This window comes from Mycobacterium sp. 94-17 (assembly GCF_035617725.1).
Classification (GTDB): domain Bacteria; phylum Actinomycetota; class Actinomycetes; order Mycobacteriales; family Mycobacteriaceae; genus Mycobacterium.
Genome location: NZ_JAPIYN010000020.1, coordinates 62,469 through 84,931 on the forward strand (window position 1 = coordinate 62,469; position 22,463 = coordinate 84,931).

Here is a 22,463-nt window from a genome sequence, read left to right on the forward strand (position 1 = left end):
CCGCAGAGTAACCGGCGCGGCCTATCCGCCGGCAAACGCGTTGCGCGGGATCGTCAGCGGAAGGTCCACCGAACTCAGCAATCCCGGCTGGGCGGCAACGACATACGGCACGGCGTTCACCACGCGCATGGCGGTGGCGACCATGGCACCCGCGCCGGAGGTCATCCCGCTGACACCGGCCTTGGCGGGATCTTTCAGCGTTGCCGCCAACGTGCAGTCGATGTCCGGATCGCCGGAAATCACGACGCGGTAGGACAGATCGCCGATCCCGGTGGGCCAGTCGGGGGCGACGTCGTGCGCGAGCCGGGTGACGTGCTCGATGACGATGGCTTCCCGGCCGTCGACCACGCCGATCGCCTGCATCCGCAGCGCGCCGCAGGTTCCTGCCTCGACGGTGCCCATCGCCACCTCCAGCGTGCGGTCGGTGACGGCACGGTCGAAACCCTCGCGGACCTCCTGGACGTCTGCCCCCAACGCGTCGGCGATCAACCGGGTCTGCCCCTGCCATTCGCCGGCGATCGCGCCGGGGTAGCCGATCCAGGGCTGGTAGTCGAGCGGACGGCCGAAGCCCAGCGCGTCGCTCATGATGTCGGGAACCCCGTAGTCGTCGTACAGGGCGATCTCGAAGGAGTGGATCTTGTCGATCGAGGAGGACTGGGTGGACAACACCAGCGGCAGATAGTCGGCGGCGAAGCCCGGTTCGATTCCCGACGCGTACAGCGACACCTGGCCCTGTTTGGCCGCCGCGACCAGCTGGTCGCGCCACTGCTCGGGCTCGTACGCGTGGGGGTTGACCAGTCGCGTGGTGCTGGTGGTCACGACGTTGATCCCGGCTTCGAGGAGCCTGACGTAATCCGGGATGGCCAGGGCATCGCGCTCGGGACCGCTGGCCGCATAGACGACGCAGTCGGGCTCGAGCGCGGTCAGCGCGTCGGCGTCGTTGGTCGCCGTCACCCCGATGGGCTCGCCGCCGGCCAGTTCGCCCGCGTCCCTGCCGACCTTGTCGGGCGAGTGCACCCACACGCCGGCCAGGTCCAGATCCGGGCGCCGCGAAATCGTGCGGATGGCGATCGAGCCGATGCCGCCGGTCGCCCACACCACCACGCGATGAGCCGTCATCTTGTCTCTCCTCACACGAAAGCCGCTGCGGGCGTTGCTATTACGTCGGAAGTTAACAGCCGAGCTTCCGCGCGGTCAAGGCTTTAAGAAAGCGAGCACTATCTTAACGAACAAATCTTAGGTTAGTCTGCTGCGGTGAGGACCACCAGGGGTAGTGCCCGCCTCCGCGCGACAGTTCGGGTCTGCGTTGTCGCTCAGAGGCGGGCATTTCGCCCTGTGCCCAGCCACAGCGCGCCCGAAGCCCGCTGATGTTCACGGTGCGGTTCGACATGCGCGCCCCACACTGGGGCGCGCCCGCCACCGACCTCTACGCCGCGGCCATCGACATGTGCGAGTGGGCCGAAACGCGGGGCGCCGCGCTGGTGGTGCTGTCCGAGCATCACGGCGCCGACGATGGTCATCTGCCCGTACCGATCACCCTGGCGTCGGCGATAGCGGCGAGGACGCGCACGGTGGCGATCCTGCTGGCCGCGGTGCCGCTCCCGTTCTGGGATCCGGTGCGGCTCGCCGAGGAGATCAGCGTGCTGGACCTGATCAGCAAGGGACGGGCCTGCTGAGCTCGCTGGATCTCCCGACCACGCTGCCGCTTTACGCCTTCGACTGAACGTGTAACGTGCAACCCGAAGACTAGGCACCTAGGAGCTCGCCCCGTGTACACCCTGCGCTTCGACATGCGCGATCCCGAATGGGCCGCGCCCCCAACCGATCTGTACGCCGCCGCACCCGAAATGTCCGCCTGGGCCGAGCAACACGGCGGGCTGGCCGCCGTCCTCTGCGAACACCACGGGTCGGAGGACGGCTACCTGCCATCACCCTTCTTACTGGCCTCGGCGGTGGCCGCGCGAACGCAGCGTCTGGCCCTGAGCCTGATCCTGATCCTTCCGTTCTATGAAGCGGTGCGCCTGGCCGAGGACATGGCGGTGCTCGACATCATCAGCAATGGACGCGCGTCCTACATCCTGGCGCTGGGCTATAGGCCCGAGGAGTTCGAGCACTTCGGCGTGCCGATCAAGAAGCGTGGCCGCCTCTGCGACGAAAAGATTGATCTGTTGCGGCGACTGCTCGCCGGTGAAACCGTCGAGCACGACGGACGGCGGATTACCGTCACACCCCGCCCGCTGACGCCCGGCGGGCCGGGCCTGATGTGGGGTGGCGGCACGGTCGCCGCGGCCCGCCGGGCCGGCAGGTATGGCCTGGGCATGCTGGGCAACGCTAACGCGCCGGGCATGCGGGAGGCCTACGAGGAGGCGTGCCGCGAACACGGCCATGCGCCCGGGCCGACGATGTTCCCCGACCGCAACACCCCCTCGGTGGTGTTCGTCGCCGACGACGTCGACCAGGCGTGGAAAGAGATCGGCGAGCACTTGCTGCACGACGTGCGCACCTACGCCGCGTGGAACCCCGGCGACGAGACGACGGCGGGCTTCAGCCACGTCAACACCATCGACGAGTTGCGTGAGACGGGCACGTCACACGTGATCATCTCTGTGCCCGAGGCGATTTCACGGGTGAAGGCCGGCCAGGTGCTCAACCTCTCGCCGCTGTGCGGCGGCCTGCCGCCGGAGATCGCGTGGACGTACCTCAAGCGGGTGGGCGAAGTCGTGCTGCCCGAGGCGCTCGGCTGACTTTCTATGCCTCGCCGAAGCGGTCGACCAGGTGCGAGTTGACACCGTCGGCAAATTCACTAATTTGCGCGCAACAACTCGACGTTGGGCGCAAACGCGATCACTTGGGTTGGTTGGGCACGCCGGGGTACAGCTGTTCCGTCGGGCCCGCGGTCACCCAGCCGCCCAGCTTCGTGATGAGATGCGGCGCGAAGACCGCGCCGTACACCAGGTTTCCCACGACGATGACGGCCACGATGGACAGCACCGACGACTGCACCCGGGTCTTCGACCGCTTGTCCGCCCACATGTCGATGACGTTTCGTCCTTCGGCGTCGGTGCGTCCGAGCAGATAGGTGAAGACCATCATCTGGATCCCCATGGCCAACGAGTCGTACAGCGGGTACTGGTGTTTGGTGCCCTCGAAGATGGCGAGGCCCGGGATCACGTAGCCGTAGTAGAAGTTGCCGAGCTGGGCACCGGTGTAGGCGTTGAAGAAGAGTGCCCAGCAGAACCCGACGACGAGCCCGACGACGAGCAGCGTAATTGGCCTGCGCCAGTTGAACTTTGCACTCAGCCAGCGGCCGAGGGCGGCCCCGGTCACGGCGGGAATCACGAAGTAGGAGACGTAGCCGATGGGCACCGCCAGCGGCAACCCGCCCCAGGTGACGTTCAGGGGCCACCAGGACGGCATGCGGGGCAGGGCGGGCGGAAACTGGGCGTACATCGCCCAGTCGTACGGCGATTCGATCCAGGAGAACGAGATCGCCGAGATGCCGAGCAGCAGCAGTGGGTGGATGCGGCGGCGACGGTAGCTCAGGTAGACGCCGATGACCAGGAACGCGATGCTGGCGACGTAGGAAAAGTACTGAGCGCCGGCCATGGCGGGCGTCATGTGGGTGTTCACTGGCGGCCCCCGGCGCCAGGCGCGCGCCTGGCCTCGGGGTCGAAGCGCAGGACCAGCCCGAAGATCAGGACGATCAGGCCGAACAGCGTGCCGAGCATGATGACAGCGCCCATGGTGTCACCCCTTCGATGATTTCACCTTTAAGGTAGTGGATACTATCCTACGGGGATAGCGTCCCCACAAACGTTTCGGCAGGAGTAGACGTCGGTGCCCCAGCGAGCAGCCAAGCAGCCGGCCACGGCCGCGCGCCGTCCGCGTGGAGAGCCGCGCAGGCTGCTGCTCGACGCCGCCCGGGCACTGTTCGCCGGCCAGGACTATCGCAGCACCACGACACGCGAAATCGCCCAGGCCGCCGGGGTCACCGAGCACCTGCTGTTCCGCAATTTCGGTTCCAAGGCCTCACTGTTCCGCGAGGCGCTTGTGCTGCCCTTCGTGAGCTTCGTCGACGAATTCGGCCGGACCTGGCAGTCGGTGGTGCCCGAGGAGACCGACGAACACGAGCTGGCCCGGCTGTTCGTCTCGCAGCTCTACGACGTGTTCGTCGAACACAAGGGTCTGCTGCTCACGCTGATGGCATCCGAGACCCTCAGCGACGAGGAACAAGCCGACGCCGGCATCGCTGAGATACGCCGGGCGATAACGGTGCTCGGCCAGATCAGTGTCGAGGGCATGAAGTTGCGGGGAGTGCAGTCGGACCATCCCGATCTGCCCGCGCACTCGACGGTGTCGATGATTGCAGGCATGGCCGCGCTGCGTTCGACCTACTTCGGGAACAAACAACCGGCGCGGGAGGTGATCGTGGAGGAACTCGTTCAAGCGCTCCTGCACGGTTTCTTGCACCGCAACGACTGAGTGAAGGACTCGCCCATGACAAGCCGCAGCGCGGTCGAGTTGTACTACGACCCTTTCGATGTCGAGATCGACTCGGACCCGTATCCCGTGTGGAAGCGGATGCGCGAAGAGGCGCCGCTGTACCACAACGAGAAGTACAACTTCTACGCGCTGAGCCGATACGACGACGTGGTGCGCGAACTGCCGAACTGGGAGACCTACCGCTCCGGCCGCGGCACCACCGCCGACATCCTGTTCGCGAACATCGAAGTGCCTCCGGGCATTCTGCTGTTCGAGGATCCGCCGCTGCACGATCTGCACCGCAAGCTGCTGTCCCGCGTGTTCACGCCCCGGCGGATGCTCGCCGTGGAGGAATTGGTGCGCGGGTTCTGTGTCCGCGAGCTCGACCCGCTGGTCGGCGGAAAAGGGTTCGACTTCATCGCGGACCTCGGCGCGATGATGCCGATGCGGACCATCGGATACCTGCTGGGCATTCCCGAGGCCGACCAGGAAAAGATTCGGGACCGCAGCGACGCCAACATCGCACTGTCCAAGGACAGCGACCCCGCCGCGGTCGACGCGAACGTGTTCGCGAATTCCATTGCCCTGTTTGCCGATTACATCGAATGGCGGGCCAGTCATCCCTCCGACGACCTGATGACCGAACTGCTGCGGGCCGAGATCGACGAGCCGGACGGCACGAGGCGTCCCCTGTCTCGAACGGAGGTGTTGTCCTACACCGCGATGATCGCCGGCGCCGGCAACGAGACCACGGCCCGCTTGATCGGCTTCATGGGACAACTGCTCTCGGATCATCCGGACCAGCGCCGCGAACTCGTCGCGAACCCGTCGCTGATCCCCGGCGCGATCGAGGAGACGCTGCGCTACGAGCCGCCGTCACCGGTGCAGGCCCGCTACGTCGCGCGCGATGCCGAGCACTATGGCCGCGTGGTCCTCGAGGGGTCGTTCATGCTGCTGCTGAACGCCTCGGCCAACCGGGACGAAAGCCACTTCCCGGATGCGGACCGCTACGACATCCACCGCCGCGGAGGCCATCTCAGCTTCGGGCAGGGCCTGCATTTCTGCCTGGGCTCCGCGTTGGCCCGGCTGGAGGCGCGGGTGGCTTTCGAAGAGGTCCTCAACCGCTGGCCCGACTGGGAAGTCGACTATACGAATGCCCAACGCGCGCATACCGCGAGCGTGCGCGGCTGGGCGCGATTGCCCGTGGTTACCGGCTGAAGCCGTCGCGCGGGAGCTCACCCTCCCGAGCGTCACGCCAGCGTGGCGCTCGGTACCGAGAGCCACGCTAGCGTGACGCTCGCGTGGGTGGCCGTCCACACTCGGCCACACCGGGCGCCCAGCCGCTAACCGCCGCTCTGGTCGACCAGCACCGCGCCGTCGGGCCGACTCCCCAGCGTCTGCAATGGAATATCGCCACCCTGGGCAGTGAGGCGCACGATCTGGGCCAGCTGCCCGGGGGCGTCGCACTGCAGATAATGGTCGGCGCCGGGCACCACCCAGTAGCGGTTTCGGCCCGGCTTGCTCTTCAGATACGTGTGCCAGACGTGATTGGCGACGCGCAGCGGCGCCACGTTGTCGTGGATGCCCCACGCCACCGACGTATTCACGTCGCTCGCGGAAAGCTTGTCCAGCCAACCGGTTTCGTCTGCAGCGCGCTCGTGCAGATACTGGATCGTGTCGGGCAACACGCGGATGCCGTCGTTGTGGGCGAAGCATTTGGCCAGCGCTGCGATCTCCGGGTCGTCCAGCGTGCGTCGCGGCATGAACGTGCTTGCCCCCATGCCGGCCGCCAGCATCTCCGGCGTCGCGGCCGCCGCGGTGGCCCTACCGGTCGTGGCGTCGAGCAGCGCGGTCTGGAATGCGGTGAGGTTGGCCAGCGGGAGAAAGATGTTGGCGTTGGTCAAGATCAGGTCTACGGGCGCGGCGGGCGGATCCTGTGCGGCCAGCATGCCGACCGCGATCATGCCGATGCTGCTGCCCCGGTCGTGGGTGAGCATGCGGTAGTCGGTGAGTCCCCACACCTGAGTGATCGCGTGGGCGAGCAGGCGCGCGTCGTCGTAGAGCGAGTACACATAGGGCTCGGGCGGTTTGTCGGAAAGCCCATAGCCGGGGAAGTCCAGCAGGTAGATGTCGAACTCCGCGCTCAGTTCGCCCGCCAGCGCGAAAAAGTCGATGCTGCTGGTCGGAAAGCCATGCACCAACACCAATGCGGGCGCGCCGGGGGTGCCGCACCGGCGACTGAACACCGCGACCTCGCGACCGTCGTTGGCGGGGGTCGTCGAGCGCCAACGAAGCTCGCTGCCGCCGTCCAGCCAGTGCGCAAAGATGTCCAAGCTGTCAGCATCGCAGAGGTGGTCGCGGCAGACAACTACGGGCACGTCACGTGAATCCCAAAAGTCACATCGCGCAAGCCACTCTGGCCGGGCGCCGTCGCCTGGCCCGTGCCGGTCACCGTGTAGCTCTTGCCGTCCTTGGTCGCCTGGGCCTGAGTTGGCGATTTTGTTCCCTGGTAAGGCAATTGGTAGCGGTCGTCGCCGAGCTTGAGCGAAAGGGCGAAGCCGTCGACGCTGGGCGGCTGCTCATCGGAGACGGCCAGGGACACCGATGCGGAATCGTCATGCACGTTGATCCGGGTGGTGAGGTCACCCGATTCAGGGGGAGACGCATTCGGCTGCGCCGCCGATCGGCTGCAGTCGACAGCGGCGATGATCGCGTGCCTGTTCCCGTCGATCATGACGGTCGTGCTCGCCAACGGCGGGGTCGAACTCGAGGGGGCGGCCGGGTGGCCTGCGTTGCTGGAACAGGCCGCCAGCGCGAGGGCGAACGCGACGGTGGCCGCGCGAACGACCCACTGCCGATTGTCCAGATCCGCCATATCTGTCCTCGCTACTTCCAGGCTTCCCAACTGATCATGCTGCGCAGCGGGCCGGCGAACACCGGCCGCACCGCCGTTGAACGCCAACGCTCTTCGATGATCGGGGCCAGCGCACCGATCGTGGTCAGCGGATCCTCGTCGAGATAGACGACGGTGATGTACTGGTGATCGGTCCGCCAGCCGCGGGGTAGGTGGCTCCAGCCGGCGCTGGACCCGAAGGTCCAGGCGCCGGCCGTGCCCGGCGTCGCCAGCAGGGCGGGGTAGTGCTCGGCATGCAGCCACCGCAGCCAGCCGTCCGGCCGGCCATCAACGGGTTCTTCGACGATCAGCACGACGCCGCGGTGCGGCCGAAACGGCGCCACCTCGGCCGAAATGAGCGCGTGCGGCGAGGATTGCCATTGCAGCAGGCGCACGCCGGCAACTTGCAGCGACGGCCGCACCGTCGGGAAGCGGCCGTTGTCGCGCAGCGCGCCGCCCAGGGTGACGAAGTCGTCGAAGGTCTTCTCGACGGGATCGCCGACGAGGTACTGCACGGCGTTGCCGATCTGACCCAGGGGGCCGTCGGCCGCCAGGCGGTGGCCCGGGTAGTCACCGTCGGCGATCCATCGCGACCCGTGCACGATGCCGGGCAGCTGATATTGCTCGGGCATGTGATCCAGCAGATGCCAGCGCAGATACGCGCCATCGTCATCGTCGGGCGCTGCGGCGGTGAGGCTGAAAATGCCCGCCTTGACGCGTATCACGCGGGAGCTCCGCTGGGCGGATGCAGTTCGGCCAGCGCCTGCAGGCTGTCCAGGTAGTGGCGCAGCGAGGTGTGGCGGAACGCGGCGTTGACGATGGTCGCGCCGTGGGTGATGGTCTGGCCCAACAGGTCTCGCGTTCGATCCGGCTCGGCGATGGGGTCGAGCAGCGCGGGTGCGGGCAATACGACGTCGAATCCGGGACGAAGGTCGAAGCGGCCCAGCCAGTCCCGCGCCTGCTGCAGGCTCACACTGAACGGGGCCCAACCGTCGGCCAGCGTCGCCGCGCGGCGCAGCGATCGCAGCGTGCGCCCGCCGATCCAGATCGGCATGTGTTCCTGGACCGCGCAGGGGTCGACGACCAGGCCGCCGTATGAATAAAACTCGCCGCGATAGGCCGGTTCTTCCAGCGACAACGAGGCGCGCAGCGCCCGCAGCGCGTCGTCCGCCCGCGGGCCGCGGTCGTCAAAGGGTGCGCCGATGAGATCGAATTCCTCCCGGAGGCTGCCGACGCCGACGCCGAGAATCAGCCTGCCGCCGCTGATCTGGTCCAAAGTGCCGTAGCGCTTGGCGATTTCGAGCGGATGGTGATAGGCGAGCACCAGCACGTTGGTGGCCAACCGGATTCGCTGGGTGCGGGCGGCCAGATAACCGAAGGTGGCTAAGGGATCCCAGTAGCGGGTGCCGCGGCGCGCACGCTCGGCCGCGGGCAGCGCGATGTGCTCGCTGCAGGTCAGATGGTGGTAGCCGAGCCGGTCCGCGGCCTCGGCCACCTCGGCCAGATCCTCGATGGTCGCGGTCTTCTCCCAATCACCGCTGCTCCCGGGGAGCATCGTCACCACGGGGGTGGCCACCGACAGTTTGGCGTGCCCGCTCATCCCTGCATGTACCCCCCGGCATCGACGGGAATCGATTGACCCGTGATGGTGCGGCTTTCGTCACTGGCCAAAAACAATGCCAGGTTCGCGATGTCCTCGGTCGAGGAGATATCCTGCAACGCAACGCGTTTGAGTCGCTTCCTGCGCATCGTCTCGGCGTCGACGCCCTGCTCGTCGGCGGTGCGCTGCACCCAGTCGCGCCACAGGTCGGTGTCGATGGCGCCGGGCACGATGCAGTTGCACCGAATTCCGTGCGGGCCGACCTCGAGCGCGACCGCCTTGGTGAACGCCCGCAGCGATGCTTTGGCGGTGACGTAGTGCGTCTTGCGCACCATGCCGGTGTAGCTGACCGTGGAGGAGAAATTCAGGATGACGCCGCGGCGGCGTTGCAGCATCGACCGGTTGAGAACCTCGCGGGTGCACAGCATCGCGGCGGTGACGTCGATGGCGAACGTGGCGTTCCAATTGTCCAGCGTCTGCTCCCAGACCCAGCGGTCCCGCCCGGGAGCGGCGGCGTTGTTGCACAGGATGTCGACGTGGCCGAATTCGTCGACCGCCCGCCCCACCATGGCCGCGACGTCGTTCTCGTCGGTCACGTCGGCGCGCATCGCGATGGCGCCGGGACCGGCGGCACGGGCGGCGGCGTGTACCAGTTCTTCTCGCCGTGCGGCCAGCAGCACCTGGGCACCCTCACGGACGAACAGCGAGCCCAGGACGGGTCCCAGTCCGGTGCTGGCGCCGGTGATGATCGCGACCTTGCCGTCGAGCCGGCCGGTCACAGCGGACTCACTCTGCGGACACGCATATTTCGCGCCCGCGCGCGGATTCGTTCGGTGACGGTCAGCCACCCGGGGTTGGTCATCATGTCAGGGCTCATCTTAGAGCCCTTCCGGTTAATCCTCGTGGTGGCGTTTACTGTGTCGGTGGGTGGCGGTGCGGAGCGCGGCGAACGGCGCACGCTGGTGTTGTCCGCCTTTCCGGCGGAAGCCGACGCGGTGCTGTCGCACGTCACGCTCGATCCGGATCCGGTGGTCGTCGCCGACCGCCGGCACTTTTACCTTGGCGCGGTAGGTGGCAAGAGGGTGATCGTGGCGATGACCGGCATCGGCCTGACGAACGCCGCCGACACCACCGAGACCGCCTTGGTCCGCTTCGGCGGTGGGTCGGCCATTGCGATTGGTGCGGTGGCCTTTTCGGGTGTCGCCGGCGGGGGTGGGCGCACCCGCATCGCGGACGTGGCGGTGCCGGCGCGGTGGACATCGGACGGCGGCACGACTTTTCGTGCGGTCGATCCCGGGATGCTGGCCGCGGCCGAGAAGCTGTCCGTCGCATTGGACGATGTCGCCGGGTCGACGAGGCTGCGGCACCGGCCCCGGGTGTTCGCCGGCGGAGACGGATGCAGCCGGGACGACAACAACGGCGTGGCATTCCCGTGCATCCCGTTCGGCGGCAGCGTGTTCGGTTGCCAGCCTCGCAACGCGCCCGACCGTTCGCTTCGGTATGCCGGCAACTTCTTTCGTGCGACGGGCCCGTGGCTGAGGAGCGCCCTGATCAGCAACATGCACGTCGTGTCGACGTCGGACCCGGCCTTCGACGCGACGGATATGGAGACCGCGGCCGCGCAGGCCGTTGCCGATGCGCATGGTGTCCCGTTCGTGGGCATCCGGGGTATCAGCGACGGTCCCGGCGATCCGCTTCACCTGCCGGGCTTTCCGTTCCAGTTCTTCTATTACAAGCGGATCGCGGCGCGCAATGCCGCCCGGGTCACCGCGGCCTTCCTAGAGCTCTGGACCGGCCCGTGATCACTACTCGGCGCCGCGTTCGACCGGGCGGTCGGGATCGGAACTCCACTCCGACCACGACCCCGGATACAGCGCGGCGTCCCTGCCCGTCGCGGCGAGCGCGGCGATCGCGACCGTGGCGGTGACGCCCGAGCCGCAGTAGGCGGCCAGCGCGTCGTGGCGGTCGATCGCGCGGTCAAATAACAGCTGAGCAAGCGCGTCGTCGTCGACGAAGGTGCCGTCGGCCGCAAGGACCGAGCCGCTGGGAAGATTCTTGGCGCCGGGAATGTGGCCAGCCAAGGGATCGAGGGGCTCGACGTCGCCGCGGTAGCGTTCCGGTGCGCGCGCATCGAGCAGGGTGACGGTGCCTCCCGCGACGCGCTCGGCCGTGAGCGTGCGCCGGCTTCCCGCATACAGATCATGGTGTGGCACAGCCACATTCCCGGGAGCCGGGTCGACCGGCCCCGTCTCGAGTGAGTGCCCGGCCGAGCGCCACGCGCCGAGGCCGCCGTCCAGGATGCGAACGTTGTCGAGCCCGGCGGCGGTCAGCACCCACCACCCCCGTGCGGAACCGGCGCGATTCCAGTCGTCGTACACCACGACCAGCGCGTCCTGCCGGATTCCCCAGCGACGCGCGGCGGCCTCCAGGTCGCGCCCCGAGGGCAGCGGATGACGGCCCTTGCCGGGGATCGTGTGGTCGCTGAGGTCATCGTCGAGCGAGACGTACACGGCGCCCGGAATGTGCCCGTCCAGGTATGCCGGTCGCCCATCGGGCGTGTCGATGCTCCACCGCACGTCCAGGATGCTCACCGGATCGCCGGCGTTCATGATGTCCGCCAACTCGGTGGCGCTGATCAATACCTGAGCGCGTGCTCCCACAAAATCCTCCTTGATTCGCAGCGAGCCTAACCGCCCGGTTGGAATACTGTGCCGACGGGCAGCAGAGCCAACGGGAGCCGCAGTGGGTGAAAAATACCGTGTCGCGCATGTCGGCACCGGTTTTACCGGGTCGCTCGCGCTGCAAAGAATCCTCCGGTCGCCGCATTTCGACCTGGTCGCGCACCTGGCGCATGACCGTGACAAGGTCGGCCGAGACTCCGGCGACCTGGTAGGGGAAAGCGCAGCAGGTGTGACGGCCGTCGGCAGCGTAGAGGATTTCGTCGCTGTCGACGCCGACTGCGTGACCTACTTCGCCACCGCATCCGGTCGTGACAGCGACGAAGTCGTGGACCAGCTCTGTGCGTTCCTGGCAAGCGGTAAGAATGTTGTCACGCCGTCGTTCTTCGCGCTGTTCCATCCGCCGTCGCTCGAGGACTCCGCACGTGAGCGGCTCGAAGATGCGTGCCGCCGGGGCAACAGTTCGTTGTTCGCCACCGGCATTGCGCCCGGCTTCACCAGCGACATCCTCGCCGTGCACGCGGCGAGCATGACCGATCGGCCGGCCAAAGTGATCATCCAAGAACGCATTCCCTGCGGCGCCTACCGCGTGCCAGGGTTCTTCGCGATGCTGGGGTTCGGGCGCACACCGGAACAGGATGCGCAGGTCTACCCAGCGGGGGCGATGATTGGCCACATCGCGCCGCCACTACGGCTCGTGGCCCAGGGGCTCGGGTGGACGGTGGACGGCGTCCGCGAGTATCGCGATGTCGCCCTTGCCGAACGTCACTACTGCTTTGATGCCGGGGAGATTCCGGCCGGAACGATAGCCAGCGTGCGAATGCGGTTCGAGGGCATCGTGAACGGCCAACCGCGCGTGCAATTCTCATCGATCTGGTCGATGCCCGATGAACCGGTGGAAGACTGGCAGCCTGCCATCGCACCGGCCGGCGCCACGCGTCGATTGACTCGGATCACGATCGAGGGTGAGCCTCCGGTACAGCTCGAATTCGCCCTCAACGGGGGGGACTTGCCCGGCTCGACAGCCACCGCTGTCCGCGTGCTCAACGCGATCCCTTCGGTGTGCGCGGCGAAGCCCGGCATCCTCAGCGCGCTCGACGTCGTCGTCGGTGCGAACGTCTTCGCGGGCTTCGATGCGGGCGGCACGAATTTCTGACCGTTAGGCGGTCTGCTCGGAGTCGCTCGGGTCGTCGACCGCCTGTGCCCCCAGCGTCGCCAGCATGCCGGTCGCGGCGCGGTGCCAGGTGAAGTCCTCGGCCCGGCGTCGCGCGGAAATGCGGCGCTCGCGCTCGGGCCGACTGACGATGGCGCGCACGGCTTTTGCGATGGCGGCCGGGTCGTTGTCGGCCGCCGCGCCGCTGTCCGGCGTGATGATCTCGGTCAGCGCCGAGGTGCGGGAGACCACGGCCGGCGTACCGCACGCCAGCGACTCCAGCGCGGCCAGCCCGAACGTTTCGTGCGGCCCGGGCGCCAGTGTCACGTCGGCCGACGCCAGGAGCGCGGCCACGGTGTTGCGATCGGAGATGAAACCGGTGAAGTCGATCGGCAGCCGCGCGGCCTGTCGCTGCAGTCTGGACCGCAACGGCCCCTCGCCCACGACGACCAGTCGCGCGTCGACACCGGCGTGGCACAGCGTGCCCAGCGTGTCGACGCTGCGGTCGACACGCTTTTCCACCGACAACCGGCCGCAGTGCACCAGCAGCGTCTGCGTCGGCGCGGCCCACTGACCGCGCACCAGAGGGGAGTGGCGGCCTGGATGAAACGTCTGCAGGTCCACGCCGAGCGGAACCGTGACGGTGTTGCCGGCGCCGATCCGGTCGAATTCCTCGCGCGCGAAACCGGTGGTGCACACGACGGTGTCATAGTTCGCGGCGGTGCGCAGGTTGGCCGCGTCGGCGAAGCGCCGCGCAACCCGTCGCGGAAGGATCTGTCCGACAAGGCGATCCAGGCGTTCATGGGAGATCATCACGTTCGTGGCTCCGTGGTCGCGGCCCCAGCGGCCCAACGATCGCAGGGTGAGGCGGTCCGACACCTCCAGCGCGTCGGGTCGCAGCGCGGCCAGGAGTTCCTTGACCGGGCCCGGCATCACCGCGCGATAACCGCCGGTGAGCGGAATCAGGCGGGCCGGCAAGGTGATTCGCACCACGCCGGTATACAGCTGGGCGCTCTCGGCGCGGCGGCCGGGGACGATCAGGTACACCTCGTGGCCGGCGGCACAATACTCCGCGCCCAGCCGGTCGATCGCGGTGCGAAGGCCGCCAGAGCGAGGGCCATAGAAATTGGCGACCTGTACAACGCGCATACCGTGAGGACACGCGGCGCGCGTGTGCACTCCACAATGCCGAACCGACGCGGGCCTGAACTCTCCGTGAACTTCGCTTCCGGCCGCCGCTATCGGGCCGCGATCGGCCCGCACCAGCGCTGCAGCGCCGCGCGCAGGCCCGCCTCCTGGGCCGGGCCGAAATCGTCGGCTGCCCAGGCCACATAGCCGTCGGGCCGGATCAGCAGCGCCGCGGCGGGCCGGTCGGCGATGGTGGCGCCGACGGTGGCGACACGATCGGCCCAGCCGCGCGCGCGCTCCGCGAAGCCTCCGTCGAGGTCGAGCAGCACCGGGCGGCCCTCGTGGAGGAGTTGGGCGATGCGTCGGCCGTCACCGAGCGTCAGGTCGGGAACCGGCCACCCGGCCAGCGGGTGGTCATCACCCATGTCGTAGCGAACGTCGTTGCCGGCCAGCAGCCTCGCCATGTGCGTCGCGACGCCGGGAACGGTGAACAGCTCGCCCATCAGCGTGCGCAGGGCCGCGACTTCCGGACCCGGCGAGATCAGCGCGCTCTGGGCCTGCGAATGCATCATGACGCGCTCGCCGACTGGGCGGCGCTCCGACTCATACGTATCGAGCAGTCCCGGCGCCGCGCAGCCGTTGACCTCGGCGGCGAGCTTCCAGCCGAGGTTCATGGTGTCCTGCATGCCCAGGTTCAGCCCGGGCCCGCCCATGGCGCTGTGCACGTGGGCGGCGTCGCCGAGCAGCAGGACCCGGCGGTCACGGTAGCGTTCCGCGAGGCGGGTGTTCTGCCCGTTGATCCGACGAAGGGCATGCGGCCCTTGGTCTTTCGGCTCCTCGAACGGAACCTCGACGCCGAGCACCCGCCGTGCGCTCTCGAGCAGTTCGGCCACGCTCATCGGGGTTTCCGCCACGGGCGGCGTGAATTCCAAGGTGCCGAACAGCGACCGGCCGGGTTCGAACTCGGCGTAGATCACCCCGCCGCGGTCGAACCGGTTGTGGCCGAACGTGATCGGGCCGAATTCGGGAATGTCGATGCCGCCGTCGGGGCGACGGAGTTCGTCGGGAACGTGCACGTGGCCGAGGCGGCCCACCATATCCAGGGTGTTGCCGGGGAAGTCGATGCCCGACGACTTGCGGACCAGACTTCGCCCGCCGTCGGCGCCGACCAGGTAACCGGCGTCGACGGTATAGTCGCGCTCCGGTGACGACACCTGCAGCTCAACGGATTCCGCGCCCTGTCGCAGGCCGGTCAGCGCATGCCCCCAGCGCAGATCAACCCCGAGGTCGCGGGCCCGTTTCTCCAGCAGCCGTACCAGCCGGGGTTGTTGGATGGGCAGCACGTACATCGGGTTGTCGGGCACTTTCGACAGGTCCAGGATCATGGCCGCAAAAATCCATCCCGGGGTGGGTTGCGGGGCCGCCTCGTCGCCGGTGAAGTCCTGATAAAGCCCGCGCATGTCGAGCATCCGAACCACCTGCCCGACAAGGCCGTTGGCCTTCGGCTCGGAGCTGGGGCCGGGCAGGGCGTCGAGGACCACCGGTGTGATGCCGGCGAGTGCCAGCTCGCATGCCAGCAGCAGCCCGTTGGGCCCCGCGCCGGCGATCACCACGCCGGCATGTTCGTCAGTCATGGCGCGGCTTCTTTCTGGGAGGTTCGGGTAGGCCGGCGCTGACGGCGGCGAGGCCCTCGCGGATCAGTGCGGTGATGGCCACCGGCGGATCAGCCCGCACGTAGGCGTCGGCGGCGGCATCGCCCACGGCGCGCACGACGGACATCACCAGGCGTGGGTACAGGTCGCGGTCGGCGTCGGTGCCCGTGCGTTGGGCGATGACGTGCAAAAACTCGTCAAACAGCGTGTGCGGCAGCGAGTTCCGCACCTGAGGGTGCAGGAGGAGTTTGCGGACCTCGACCAGTTCCTGACGGCTCGGCGCACGGTTCTCGTCGCCCTGGACGTCGCCGAAGTCTGCTTCCAGGGGTTCCAGCACAGCGTGGGTGAGTGCCGTCCACAGCGGTTCGTCTGCGGGGCGCCGGCGCAGCGTGGCAACGCTGCGCCGCAACCGTTCGGCCTGCCGGTAGGCGAGCGCCTCGTATTTGCCGCTGAAGTAGTTGTTGAAGGTGCGCAGCGAGACGCCCGCCATGTTCGCGACGTCCTCGCGTGTCACGTTGTCCAGTCCGCGCTCGAAGGCGAGGCGCAGTGCGGCATCGCTGAGCGCGCGCCGGGTGTCGGCCTTCTTGCGCTCACGGAGTCCGGTCACAGCGACCAACGTACTCAAAACCTGCCTAGTAGGCAATATTGCCTGGGGAGCAAGTTTGGGTCGCACGCGGCGCTGAGGTGATGAATGCCGCGGAACGCCTAGCGCGAGCCTCAATCCCACCGGGGCGTCGTCATCAAAGTCTGGCCGCTGATGCGGGTTTCGCCCCAGTCCTTGTACAGCTGGATTTCGATCGCGCTGTCGGAGCCTTCGCTCAGCGGAACCGTGTCCAGAAACTCCATGAGCGATCGGGAGTGAGTGACCACCACCACCTGCGTTTTCGCGGCGGTGGTGCGGATCAGCGATGCCAGCGGAGCCACCAGATCCGGATGCAGCGAGGTCTCGGGCTCGTTAAGCACCATGAGAGACGGTGGTTGTGGACTCAACAGCGCAGCGGCCCACAGCAGGAAACGCAGTGTGCCGTCGGATAATTCGGCCCCACGTAACGCGCGCAGCATGCCGCGCTGTCGCAGCTGCAGGTCGAATAGCCCGTCACTGATGGCCACCGATACCGAGGCACCGTCGAAGGCCTCGGCGACGGCGCGGTTCAGGTCGTCGAACCCTGCCTCCAGGATCGTCTGGATCGCGGCCGCCAGGTCGCTGCCGTCGTCGGAGAGCACCGGTGTGCGGGTGCCTACCTGCGGGTGCCGCGCCGGTGCCCCGGCGTCGACCCGGAAGCCGTCGTAGAACCGCCAGCCGCGCAGCCGTTCTCGCACGGCGGTGAGCTCGGGAAGTGCATGGGGGTGCGCGTATTCGGCCAGCATGCTGTGGTACGACGGCAGGGATCGGGACAACTCGTCGAAGCCGACGCCGGAGTCCGCGGTGGCCTCGGCGAACGCGCGTGACCGGCGTACCAGGGTCGAACTTGGCCGCAGCACGGGGCCGGCGAACACGACTTCCCGTTTGATCTCCGGATCGCGAGCGAACACCGATTTCCCGGCCGACTGCGGGATGCCGAGATCCACCAGGTAACCGAAATCGTCTGCGGTGAAGCCTAGTTCAAGTGACACCGGCCTGCTGTGCACGGTGCCCTCGGCCTTGCCGGTGCGTCGAGCGCCGGGCGGCTGTTCGGGGCCCGCCCATAGCGCCGATTGCAGCCCACCCTCGCGGGCAAGCGAGCCGATCACCTCGCCGCGGCCACAGTCGGCCAGCAGTCGCAGGGCCCGATACAGCGAGGACTTGCCGGCGCCGTTGGCGCCGGTGATCACCGACAGACGACCCAGGGGCAGGATCACCTCGCGCAGCGAGCGATACCCACGGATCGCGACGGTGTGCAGCATGGGGCCGACTGTACGGTCGGCCACCGACGGGCCCTACTCCTGCTCGTCGCCGTCGTCGATCGCGGCGGCGAGCAGTTGCACTTCCTCGAGATCCATCTCGTTCTGCAGTTCGCGCAGCACGATGTCGTCGATGAGGTTCTGGTTGCGCAGCGAGGTGATTTCGCTGCGTTTGTGTTCGAGCACGCCGAGCCGCACCTGGCGCACTTTCTCGCGGGTTTTGAGGATGCGGGTGTCCGCCGAACCGTTCTCGGTGGCCAGCACCAGCGCGGCCTTCTCGTCGTACTCCGTTTGCAGGCGGCGCCTCAATTCATCGCTGATGCCGACTTCGTCGGCGACCGCCGGCAGGGCGGCCAGGGCCGCCTGGCTCCCCCGGCAGCGGGCCAGCTGCAGTTCCTCGGCGTGGGTGGCGTCCTCGGGCATTTTCGCCCAGCGCACCACCGCCGGCAGCGTGCTGCCCTGGACCAGGACGGTCACCATGATCACCACGGTCACGATGAAGATCAGCAGGCTGCGGTCCGGGAACGGCGCACCGTTGAGCGTCGTCATCGGGATGGCCAGCGCCGCGGCGAGTGACACGGCCCCGCGGAATCCCGCCCAGACGGTGACGAAACGCTGGCGCCAGCTGACCCGGCGTTCGCGTTGGACCTGGCGGCGGTCGATGAGCCGGATCAGCACGGTGGTGATCTCGCCCCAGAAGATGCGCGACGCGATCACCACCGCGGTGACCACCAGGGCGACGAACAGCGCATGGCGAATGCCGCCGTCGACGCCGGCGATGCCGCGCAGCGCGCCCGGGATCTGCACGCCGACGAACACCCACAGCGAGCCGTTGAGCAGGAAGGTGGCGATGTCCCAGAACGCCGAAGACTGGAGCCGGGAACGGGCCCGGATCACCACCGGCCCGGCGTAGGCGAGCACCAGGGCAGCGACCACCACCGCGACCACCCCACTGCACTCCATCGACTGCGCGAGCAGGAAGGCCGCGAACGGCGTCACCAGGCTCAGCGCCCCTTCCTCCTGGGGCGCGTCGATTCGCTTGCGCAGCAACGTCACCGCGCCACCGACCAGCAGCCCCGCGGCGATCCCGCCGAGGTAGGAGCCGATGAACCGCGCGGTCACTTCGGGCGGGCTGATCGAGGCGCCGCCGATCGCGACGTGGACGCTCACGGCGAACAAGACCAGGGCGGTGCCGTCGTTGATCAGACTCTCGGCCTTGAGCACGGTCAGCGACCGGCGCGGCAGCTTCTTGGCCAGACCGGCCACCGCCGCGGCGTCGGTGGGGGACAGCACCGCACCCAGGACGCCCGCCGCGTGCGGGTTCATGCCGAGCGCCCGTGCCGTCCACGACACCGCCACCGCGGTGGCGATCACCAAGACCACGCTGAGGAACACGATGATGCGCGCGTTGGCCCGCATCTCGCGGAAGCTGGTGTTCAGGCCCTCCCAGTACAGGATCGCGGGCAGGAACAGCAGCAACACCACCTCGCCGTTGACCTGTATCTGGCCGAAGTGGGGCACCAGGCCCAGCAGCACGCCCAGCAGGATCAGCAGGACCGGCGGGCCCACCCGGTAGCGCCGGCCGACGACCGTCCCCAGGATCACGGTGGACACCAGGGCAACGATCAGAACGAGGCCAAACACCTGCCCATCCTGCCGGACCCGCCCGTCGTGCGCGGACCGCGGTGGTCAGCCCACGTGCTTGTCGAACCACTCGATCGGGATCTCGGGGTGCACACCGAAGAAGTTGTAGCCGTCGAAGCGGCGGTCGGTGCCCTCGATCCAGTGCAGCCGCTTCTCGGCGACGGGGATCGCGTCGTCGATGTCCTGCACAGTCCTGGGGCCGCGTCATGGTGTCGTCGTGCACCTGGGCGACCAGCGTGGGCACGGTGACGGCCGAGACGTGTTCGAGCGGTGACTGCTCGGACAGATGGAACCCGGCGCCGTTGCCCTGCCCGCTACACCCAGATCGAACCGAATTCGCCGTCCGAGCAGGCGCTGAAGATCCTCGCCAGCTGGAGCCTCGAGGCGGCTGCCGCGCCGGACTCCGGCCGAGCCGACACCACCGCGGTCGAGTAAGGGCGTGCGAGCATCCGGGTGTGGCGGCGCCTATCTTCGGTCTGGATCGAGACCTACTAGGCTCCGGGACGGAATCGAAGGGGGATCCGGTGAAGTTCAGGCTACTGGTGACAGTCGCCGCTTTGATGTTGTCGACGGTGGTGGGCTGTCATTTCGCGTCCAGGAACCCGCCGTCGACCAAAACGCTCCACGTCCCCATGAAAGATGTGCTGACGCAGAGCGAGATCACCCAGGACGCCACCCTCTCCGTCGGCAACACCTTGCTCGTGGAGTTGGGGTCGAACTACACCACTCCCTACCGGTGGACGCCGGACACCAAGGTGGGTGACGCGTCCGTCCTCAAGCAGCTCAGCCACGCGTTCGAGCAGCCGGCCTCCGACGCGTTGGGGGCGCCGGGCACCGAGGTGTGGACGTTCACCGCGCTCAGACCGGGCACGACCACCGTCAGCACGTCCTACACCAGCTTCGTGGACAAGGACGCCAAGCCGGCCTGCACCTACACGCTGACCGTGACGGTGCGATAGGCGCGGCGTCAGGACACCTCGGGGGCCGCGACGACGTCTTCCTGCAGCTGGGCCGCGTAGATCTCGGCGAGGAATTGCTCGACGGCCACCGCGCTGTGGGCGGCGCGGACCGAGCCGAAGATGTCGAAAGCGTGTTGGGTGAACGGCAATTCGGCGTACACCACCGGCTGGGTGCTGGTCTGCCGAAGGCGCTCGACGAAGGTGCGCGCCTGCTCGACGTAGGCCAGCGAGTCGTTGGTGCCGTGCAGGACGAAGAACGGGGGAGCGTCGGGGCGCACATGGTTGACCGGTGAGGCGGCCTCGAAGGTCTGCCGGTGCGTCGAGGGCTTTTGTTTGATGATCGACTTGATCAGCAGTCCCGGCATCATCGGATGCAGTGTCTTGTCGAACCGGGTGAAGTCGTAGATGCCGTAGAAGGGCACCGCCGCCTGCACCCGGGTGTCGGCGTCCTCGAAGCCGGGCTGAAACTGCGGGTCGTTCGGCGTCAGAGCGGCCAGCGAGGACAGGTGGCCGCCGGCCGAGCCGCCGGTGATGGCGACGAAGTCGGGGTCGCCGCCGTATTCGGCGATATGTTCTTTGACCCAGGCGAGGGCGCGCTTGACGTCGACGATGTGGTCCGGCCAGGTGTTGCGCGGGCTGTGCCGGTAGTTGATCGCCACGCAGACCCAGCCGAGCTCGGCGAGGTGGCTCATCAACGGATGGGCTTGTCCGCGTTTGTTTCCCGTCGTCCAGGCGCCGCCGGGGATCTGGAAGAGCACCGGCGCCTTGCCGGCCGGGTCAAGATCGGGACGGCGCCAGATGTCGAGGTGGTTGGCGCTGCCGTATTCGCCATAGCTGATGTCGGAGTCGTGGGCGTAGTCGCGGTAGATGCGCAGCATCCGCAGCAGCCCCGGGGTCTTGGCGGTGCCGGCGCCCGCCGGCCGGCGCCACAGGCTTGCCGAATCGGTGAGCCGATCGGTGCCCAGTTCGCCGTCCAGCGCTTCGGTCAGAGGGACGTTGGCCCGGTGGCCCGCGCGGCTGAGGTTCACCAGGCCCAGCGTCGAGAGGGTGGCGACCACCCACGCGATGATCCGCACGGGCGGGGTCAGGCGACGGCCGGTCAGCGCCAGCCCGCCGAGCTGGGTCAGCAGCGTTTGCAGCGGCAGTTCGGAGACGGCGAGCCCGAACATCCACGAGTACAGCGACGGGAATCCGCGGCGCGCGACCGGCCGGTAGGCGTTGAGGGTGGCCGCCGCGGTCACGACGGTGACCGCCAGGGAGGCTATTTGCCGGATGACGTGGATGATTCGAGCAGTCCGCATTGCCTCACCTTACGAAACCGGTCGATGGCTCGTTTGATAGCGCATGCGCTATCGCGTTTGGGGCGATCACATTGGTCCGGAGAGGAGGCGGGCTGCGGAGAGCGTCCCCGGCTCCCGGCCCCGTCCCCGGCTCCTGGCCCCCGCCCCCGGCGACCGTCCGCCGGCCCTGGCGACCGTCCGCCGACCCCGCCCCGCGGCCGTCCGCCCCTCTCCGCTGGGGATAGGTGACTCGCGAAAGCGCTAGCGTCCGTGCTACCAACCCGGCGTGAACCACTACACCTATCGCGTCGCGTGGTCGCCGTATCACGGCCAATACGTCGGCACCTGCCTCGAATTGCCGTTTATGCGGCGAGAAGCGGCTACCTCGCAAGAGGCCGTCGAGGCGGTCGAGACGGCCGTCGACAGGCACATCCAAATCTTGCTGAACGACGGCGAAACACCGCCGACGCCGATGGCCGACCGCCGCTACAGCGGCACGATCGTGATCAGGACGTCCCCGGAGTTGCACAGCCGCCTCGCGATCGAAGCAGCCGAACAGGGGGTCTCGATGAACCAGTGGGTGGTGTACAAGCTTTCGGGACGACACCCGAGCGAGACGTTCGGGCTGTCCGGATGGGACTAGTGACGGCTACGACGCCTCTGCCCGGCTCTCCAGCTCCTTGACCGGGGCGGGGTCGTTCTCGGTCAGCCCGACCTTCGACGCGCCGCCGGGCGAGCCGAGTTCGGTGAAGAAATCGGCGTTGATCTGTAGGTATTGGCTGTGCTCGGTGGGCAGGTCGTCTTCGTAGAAGATCGACTCGACCGGGCACACCGGCTCGCAGGCACCGCAGTCGACGCACTCGTCGGGGTGGATGTAGAGCATCCGGGCGCCCTCGTAGATGCAGTCGACGGGGCATTCCTCGATGCATGCCTTGTCTTTGATGTCGACACAGGGCTCGGCGATCACGTAGGCCACGAGTGTTGTCCTTCCTTCTGGCTAGCGGGGTCTGCCGGGTGCGGGTCGTCAAAATACGGTCTGGCTGGCCAATTTAGCGCGGCGGCGCCCGGGCCAGCTACCGGGTACCAAGTCCCATCGTCGCGGGCCGCGCGGGG

The 22,463-nt window shown here is 67.9% G+C and carries 24 protein-coding genes and 1 pseudogene; 9 read left to right on the forward strand and 16 right to left on the reverse strand.

Going from position 1 to position 22,463, the window contains the following annotated elements:
- Positions 1 to 21: 21 nt before the first annotated feature.
- Entirely contained in the window at positions 22 to 1,119 is a 1,098-nt protein-coding gene (locus OQ789_RS20510) for a dihydrodipicolinate reductase (RefSeq protein WP_324687971.1), read from the reverse strand.
- A gap of 248 nt (positions 1,120 to 1,367) precedes the next feature.
- On the opposite strand from OQ789_RS20510, the gene OQ789_RS20515 reads away from it, so the two are divergent.
- Both OQ789_RS20515 and OQ789_RS20520 read left to right on the forward strand, forming a co-directional pair.
- On the forward strand, positions 1,368 to 1,676 hold the full coding sequence (locus OQ789_RS20515) for an LLM class flavin-dependent oxidoreductase (RefSeq protein ID WP_420716161.1): 309 nt from the start codon (positions 1,368 to 1,370) through the stop codon (positions 1,674 to 1,676).
- A gap of 93 nt (positions 1,677 to 1,769) precedes the next feature.
- Positions 1,770 to 2,744, forward strand: a complete 975-nt coding sequence (locus OQ789_RS20520) for an LLM class flavin-dependent oxidoreductase (protein ID WP_324687972.1) — start codon at positions 1,770 to 1,772, stop codon at positions 2,742 to 2,744.
- 100 nt (positions 2,745 to 2,844) lie between these two features.
- Here OQ789_RS20520 and OQ789_RS20525 read toward each other — a convergent pair whose 3' ends face one another.
- Complete coding sequence (locus OQ789_RS20525) at positions 2,845 to 3,630, reverse strand: spirocyclase AveC family protein (RefSeq protein WP_420716162.1); 786 nt, start codon at positions 3,628 to 3,630, stop codon at positions 2,845 to 2,847.
- A gap of 207 nt (positions 3,631 to 3,837) precedes the next feature.
- Between OQ789_RS20525 and OQ789_RS20530 the strand changes: the two genes are divergently transcribed.
- A complete protein-coding gene (locus OQ789_RS20530) occupies positions 3,838 to 4,482 on the forward strand; it encodes a helix-turn-helix domain-containing protein (RefSeq protein ID WP_324687973.1) in 645 nt (214 codons plus the stop codon).
- Positions 4,483 to 4,497: 15 nt separating this feature from the next.
- On the forward strand, positions 4,498 to 5,700 hold the full coding sequence (locus tag OQ789_RS20535) for a cytochrome P450 (RefSeq protein WP_324687974.1): 1,203 nt from the start codon (positions 4,498 to 4,500) through the stop codon (positions 5,698 to 5,700).
- Between the two features lie 125 nt (positions 5,701 to 5,825).
- Here the strand turns inward: OQ789_RS20535 and OQ789_RS20540 are convergent, their stop codons facing one another.
- The 5 genes from OQ789_RS20540 to OQ789_RS20560 are packed head-to-tail and all read right to left on the reverse strand — an operon-like array spanning position 5,826 to position 9,754.
- On the reverse strand, positions 5,826 to 6,815 hold the full coding sequence (locus tag OQ789_RS20540) for an alpha/beta hydrolase (RefSeq protein WP_324687975.1): 990 nt from the start codon (positions 6,813 to 6,815) through the stop codon (positions 5,826 to 5,828).
- 35 nt (positions 6,816 to 6,850) lie between these two features.
- The gene (locus tag OQ789_RS20545; RefSeq protein ID WP_324687976.1) at positions 6,851 to 7,357 is read right to left on the reverse strand and encodes a lipoprotein LpqH; all 507 of its coding nucleotides are present in this window, start codon (positions 7,355 to 7,357) and stop codon (positions 6,851 to 6,853) included.
- 11 nt (positions 7,358 to 7,368) lie between these two features.
- The gene (locus OQ789_RS20550) at positions 7,369 to 8,097 is read right to left on the reverse strand and encodes a hypothetical protein (RefSeq protein ID WP_324688034.1); all 729 of its coding nucleotides are present in this window, start codon (positions 8,095 to 8,097) and stop codon (positions 7,369 to 7,371) included.
- The gene (locus OQ789_RS20555; RefSeq protein WP_324687977.1) at positions 8,097 to 8,975 is read right to left on the reverse strand and encodes a TIGR03619 family F420-dependent LLM class oxidoreductase; all 879 of its coding nucleotides are present in this window, start codon (positions 8,973 to 8,975) and stop codon (positions 8,097 to 8,099) included. The genes OQ789_RS20550 and OQ789_RS20555 overlap by 1 nt, the downstream gene beginning before the upstream one ends.
- The gene (locus OQ789_RS20560) at positions 8,972 to 9,754 is read right to left on the reverse strand and encodes an SDR family NAD(P)-dependent oxidoreductase (RefSeq protein ID WP_324687978.1); all 783 of its coding nucleotides are present in this window, start codon (positions 9,752 to 9,754) and stop codon (positions 8,972 to 8,974) included. The genes OQ789_RS20555 and OQ789_RS20560 overlap by 4 nt, the downstream gene beginning before the upstream one ends.
- Before the next feature lie 126 nt (positions 9,755 to 9,880).
- Here OQ789_RS20560 and OQ789_RS20565 point away from each other — a divergent pair, with 126 nt between their 5' ends.
- Positions 9,881 to 10,777, forward strand: a complete 897-nt coding sequence (locus OQ789_RS20565; RefSeq protein ID WP_324687980.1) for a hypothetical protein — start codon at positions 9,881 to 9,883, stop codon at positions 10,775 to 10,777.
- Between the two features lie 3 nt (positions 10,778 to 10,780).
- Here the strand turns inward: OQ789_RS20565 and OQ789_RS20570 are convergent, their stop codons facing one another.
- Positions 10,781 to 11,635: a sulfurtransferase gene (locus OQ789_RS20570; protein ID WP_324687981.1), complete on the reverse strand. Its 855-nt coding sequence runs from the start codon at positions 11,633 to 11,635 to the stop codon at positions 10,781 to 10,783.
- An 82-nt stretch (positions 11,636 to 11,717) separates the two neighbouring features.
- Here OQ789_RS20570 and OQ789_RS20575 point away from each other — a divergent pair, with 82 nt between their 5' ends.
- Complete coding sequence (locus OQ789_RS20575) at positions 11,718 to 12,809, forward strand: hypothetical protein (protein ID WP_324687982.1); 1,092 nt, start codon at positions 11,718 to 11,720, stop codon at positions 12,807 to 12,809.
- Positions 12,810 to 12,812: 3 nt separating this feature from the next.
- Here OQ789_RS20575 and OQ789_RS20580 read toward each other — a convergent pair whose 3' ends face one another.
- From OQ789_RS20580 to OQ789_RS20605, 6 genes and pseudogenes are all read right to left on the reverse strand, one after another.
- On the reverse strand, positions 12,813 to 13,955 hold the full coding sequence (locus OQ789_RS20580; protein WP_324687983.1) for a glycosyltransferase: 1,143 nt from the start codon (positions 13,953 to 13,955) through the stop codon (positions 12,813 to 12,815).
- An 89-nt stretch (positions 13,956 to 14,044) separates the two neighbouring features.
- Positions 14,045 to 15,568 carry an FAD-dependent monooxygenase gene (locus OQ789_RS20585; protein ID WP_324687984.1) on the reverse strand — a complete coding sequence of 508 codons (1,524 nt, stop codon included), beginning with the start codon at positions 15,566 to 15,568 and terminating at the stop codon, positions 14,045 to 14,047.
- Positions 15,561 to 16,193: a TetR/AcrR family transcriptional regulator gene (locus OQ789_RS20590; RefSeq protein WP_324687986.1), complete on the reverse strand. Its 633-nt coding sequence runs from the start codon at positions 16,191 to 16,193 to the stop codon at positions 15,561 to 15,563. Before OQ789_RS20590 ends, OQ789_RS20585 begins: the two co-directional genes overlap by 8 nt.
- Positions 16,194 to 16,303: 110 nt before the next feature.
- Positions 16,304 to 17,470 (reverse strand): AAA family ATPase, encoded by a 1,167-nt coding sequence (locus OQ789_RS20595; RefSeq protein WP_324687987.1) that lies wholly within the window; start codon positions 17,468 to 17,470, stop codon positions 16,304 to 16,306.
- 33 nt (positions 17,471 to 17,503) lie between these two features.
- Positions 17,504 to 19,111: a Na+/H+ antiporter gene (locus tag OQ789_RS20600; protein WP_324687988.1), complete on the reverse strand. Its 1,608-nt coding sequence runs from the start codon at positions 19,109 to 19,111 to the stop codon at positions 17,504 to 17,506.
- A 45-nt stretch (positions 19,112 to 19,156) separates the two neighbouring features.
- Positions 19,157 to 19,406: pseudogene (locus OQ789_RS20605) on the reverse strand (alpha/beta hydrolase); the annotation flags it as partial.
- On the opposite strand from OQ789_RS20605, the gene OQ789_RS20610 reads away from it, so the two are divergent.
- Together OQ789_RS20610 and OQ789_RS20615 are read left to right on the forward strand one after the other, a co-directional pair.
- Positions 19,382 to 19,546 (forward strand): hypothetical protein, encoded by a 165-nt coding sequence (locus OQ789_RS20610; RefSeq protein WP_324687989.1) that lies wholly within the window; start codon positions 19,382 to 19,384, stop codon positions 19,544 to 19,546. The pseudogene OQ789_RS20605 and the gene OQ789_RS20610 sit on opposite strands and share 25 nt — an antisense overlap.
- A gap of 89 nt (positions 19,547 to 19,635) precedes the next feature.
- Positions 19,636 to 20,070 carry a protease inhibitor I42 family protein gene (locus OQ789_RS20615; RefSeq protein ID WP_324687990.1) on the forward strand — a complete coding sequence of 145 codons (435 nt, stop codon included), beginning with the start codon at positions 19,636 to 19,638 and terminating at the stop codon, positions 20,068 to 20,070.
- Between the two features lie 8 nt (positions 20,071 to 20,078).
- Here OQ789_RS20615 and OQ789_RS20620 read toward each other — a convergent pair whose 3' ends face one another.
- On the reverse strand, positions 20,079 to 21,371 hold the full coding sequence (locus OQ789_RS20620; RefSeq protein WP_324687992.1) for an alpha/beta hydrolase: 1,293 nt from the start codon (positions 21,369 to 21,371) through the stop codon (positions 20,079 to 20,081).
- A 265-nt stretch (positions 21,372 to 21,636) separates the two neighbouring features.
- Here OQ789_RS20620 and OQ789_RS20625 point away from each other — a divergent pair, with 265 nt between their 5' ends.
- Complete coding sequence (locus OQ789_RS20625) at positions 21,637 to 21,993, forward strand: type II toxin-antitoxin system HicB family antitoxin (protein WP_324687993.1); 357 nt, start codon at positions 21,637 to 21,639, stop codon at positions 21,991 to 21,993.
- Between the two features lie 6 nt (positions 21,994 to 21,999).
- Here the strand turns inward: OQ789_RS20625 and fdxA are convergent, their stop codons facing one another.
- Positions 22,000 to 22,326, reverse strand: coding sequence for a ferredoxin (gene fdxA, locus OQ789_RS20630; protein ID WP_324687994.1), 327 nt, complete (start codon positions 22,324 to 22,326; stop codon positions 22,000 to 22,002).
- Positions 22,327 to 22,463: the final 137 nt, after the last annotated feature.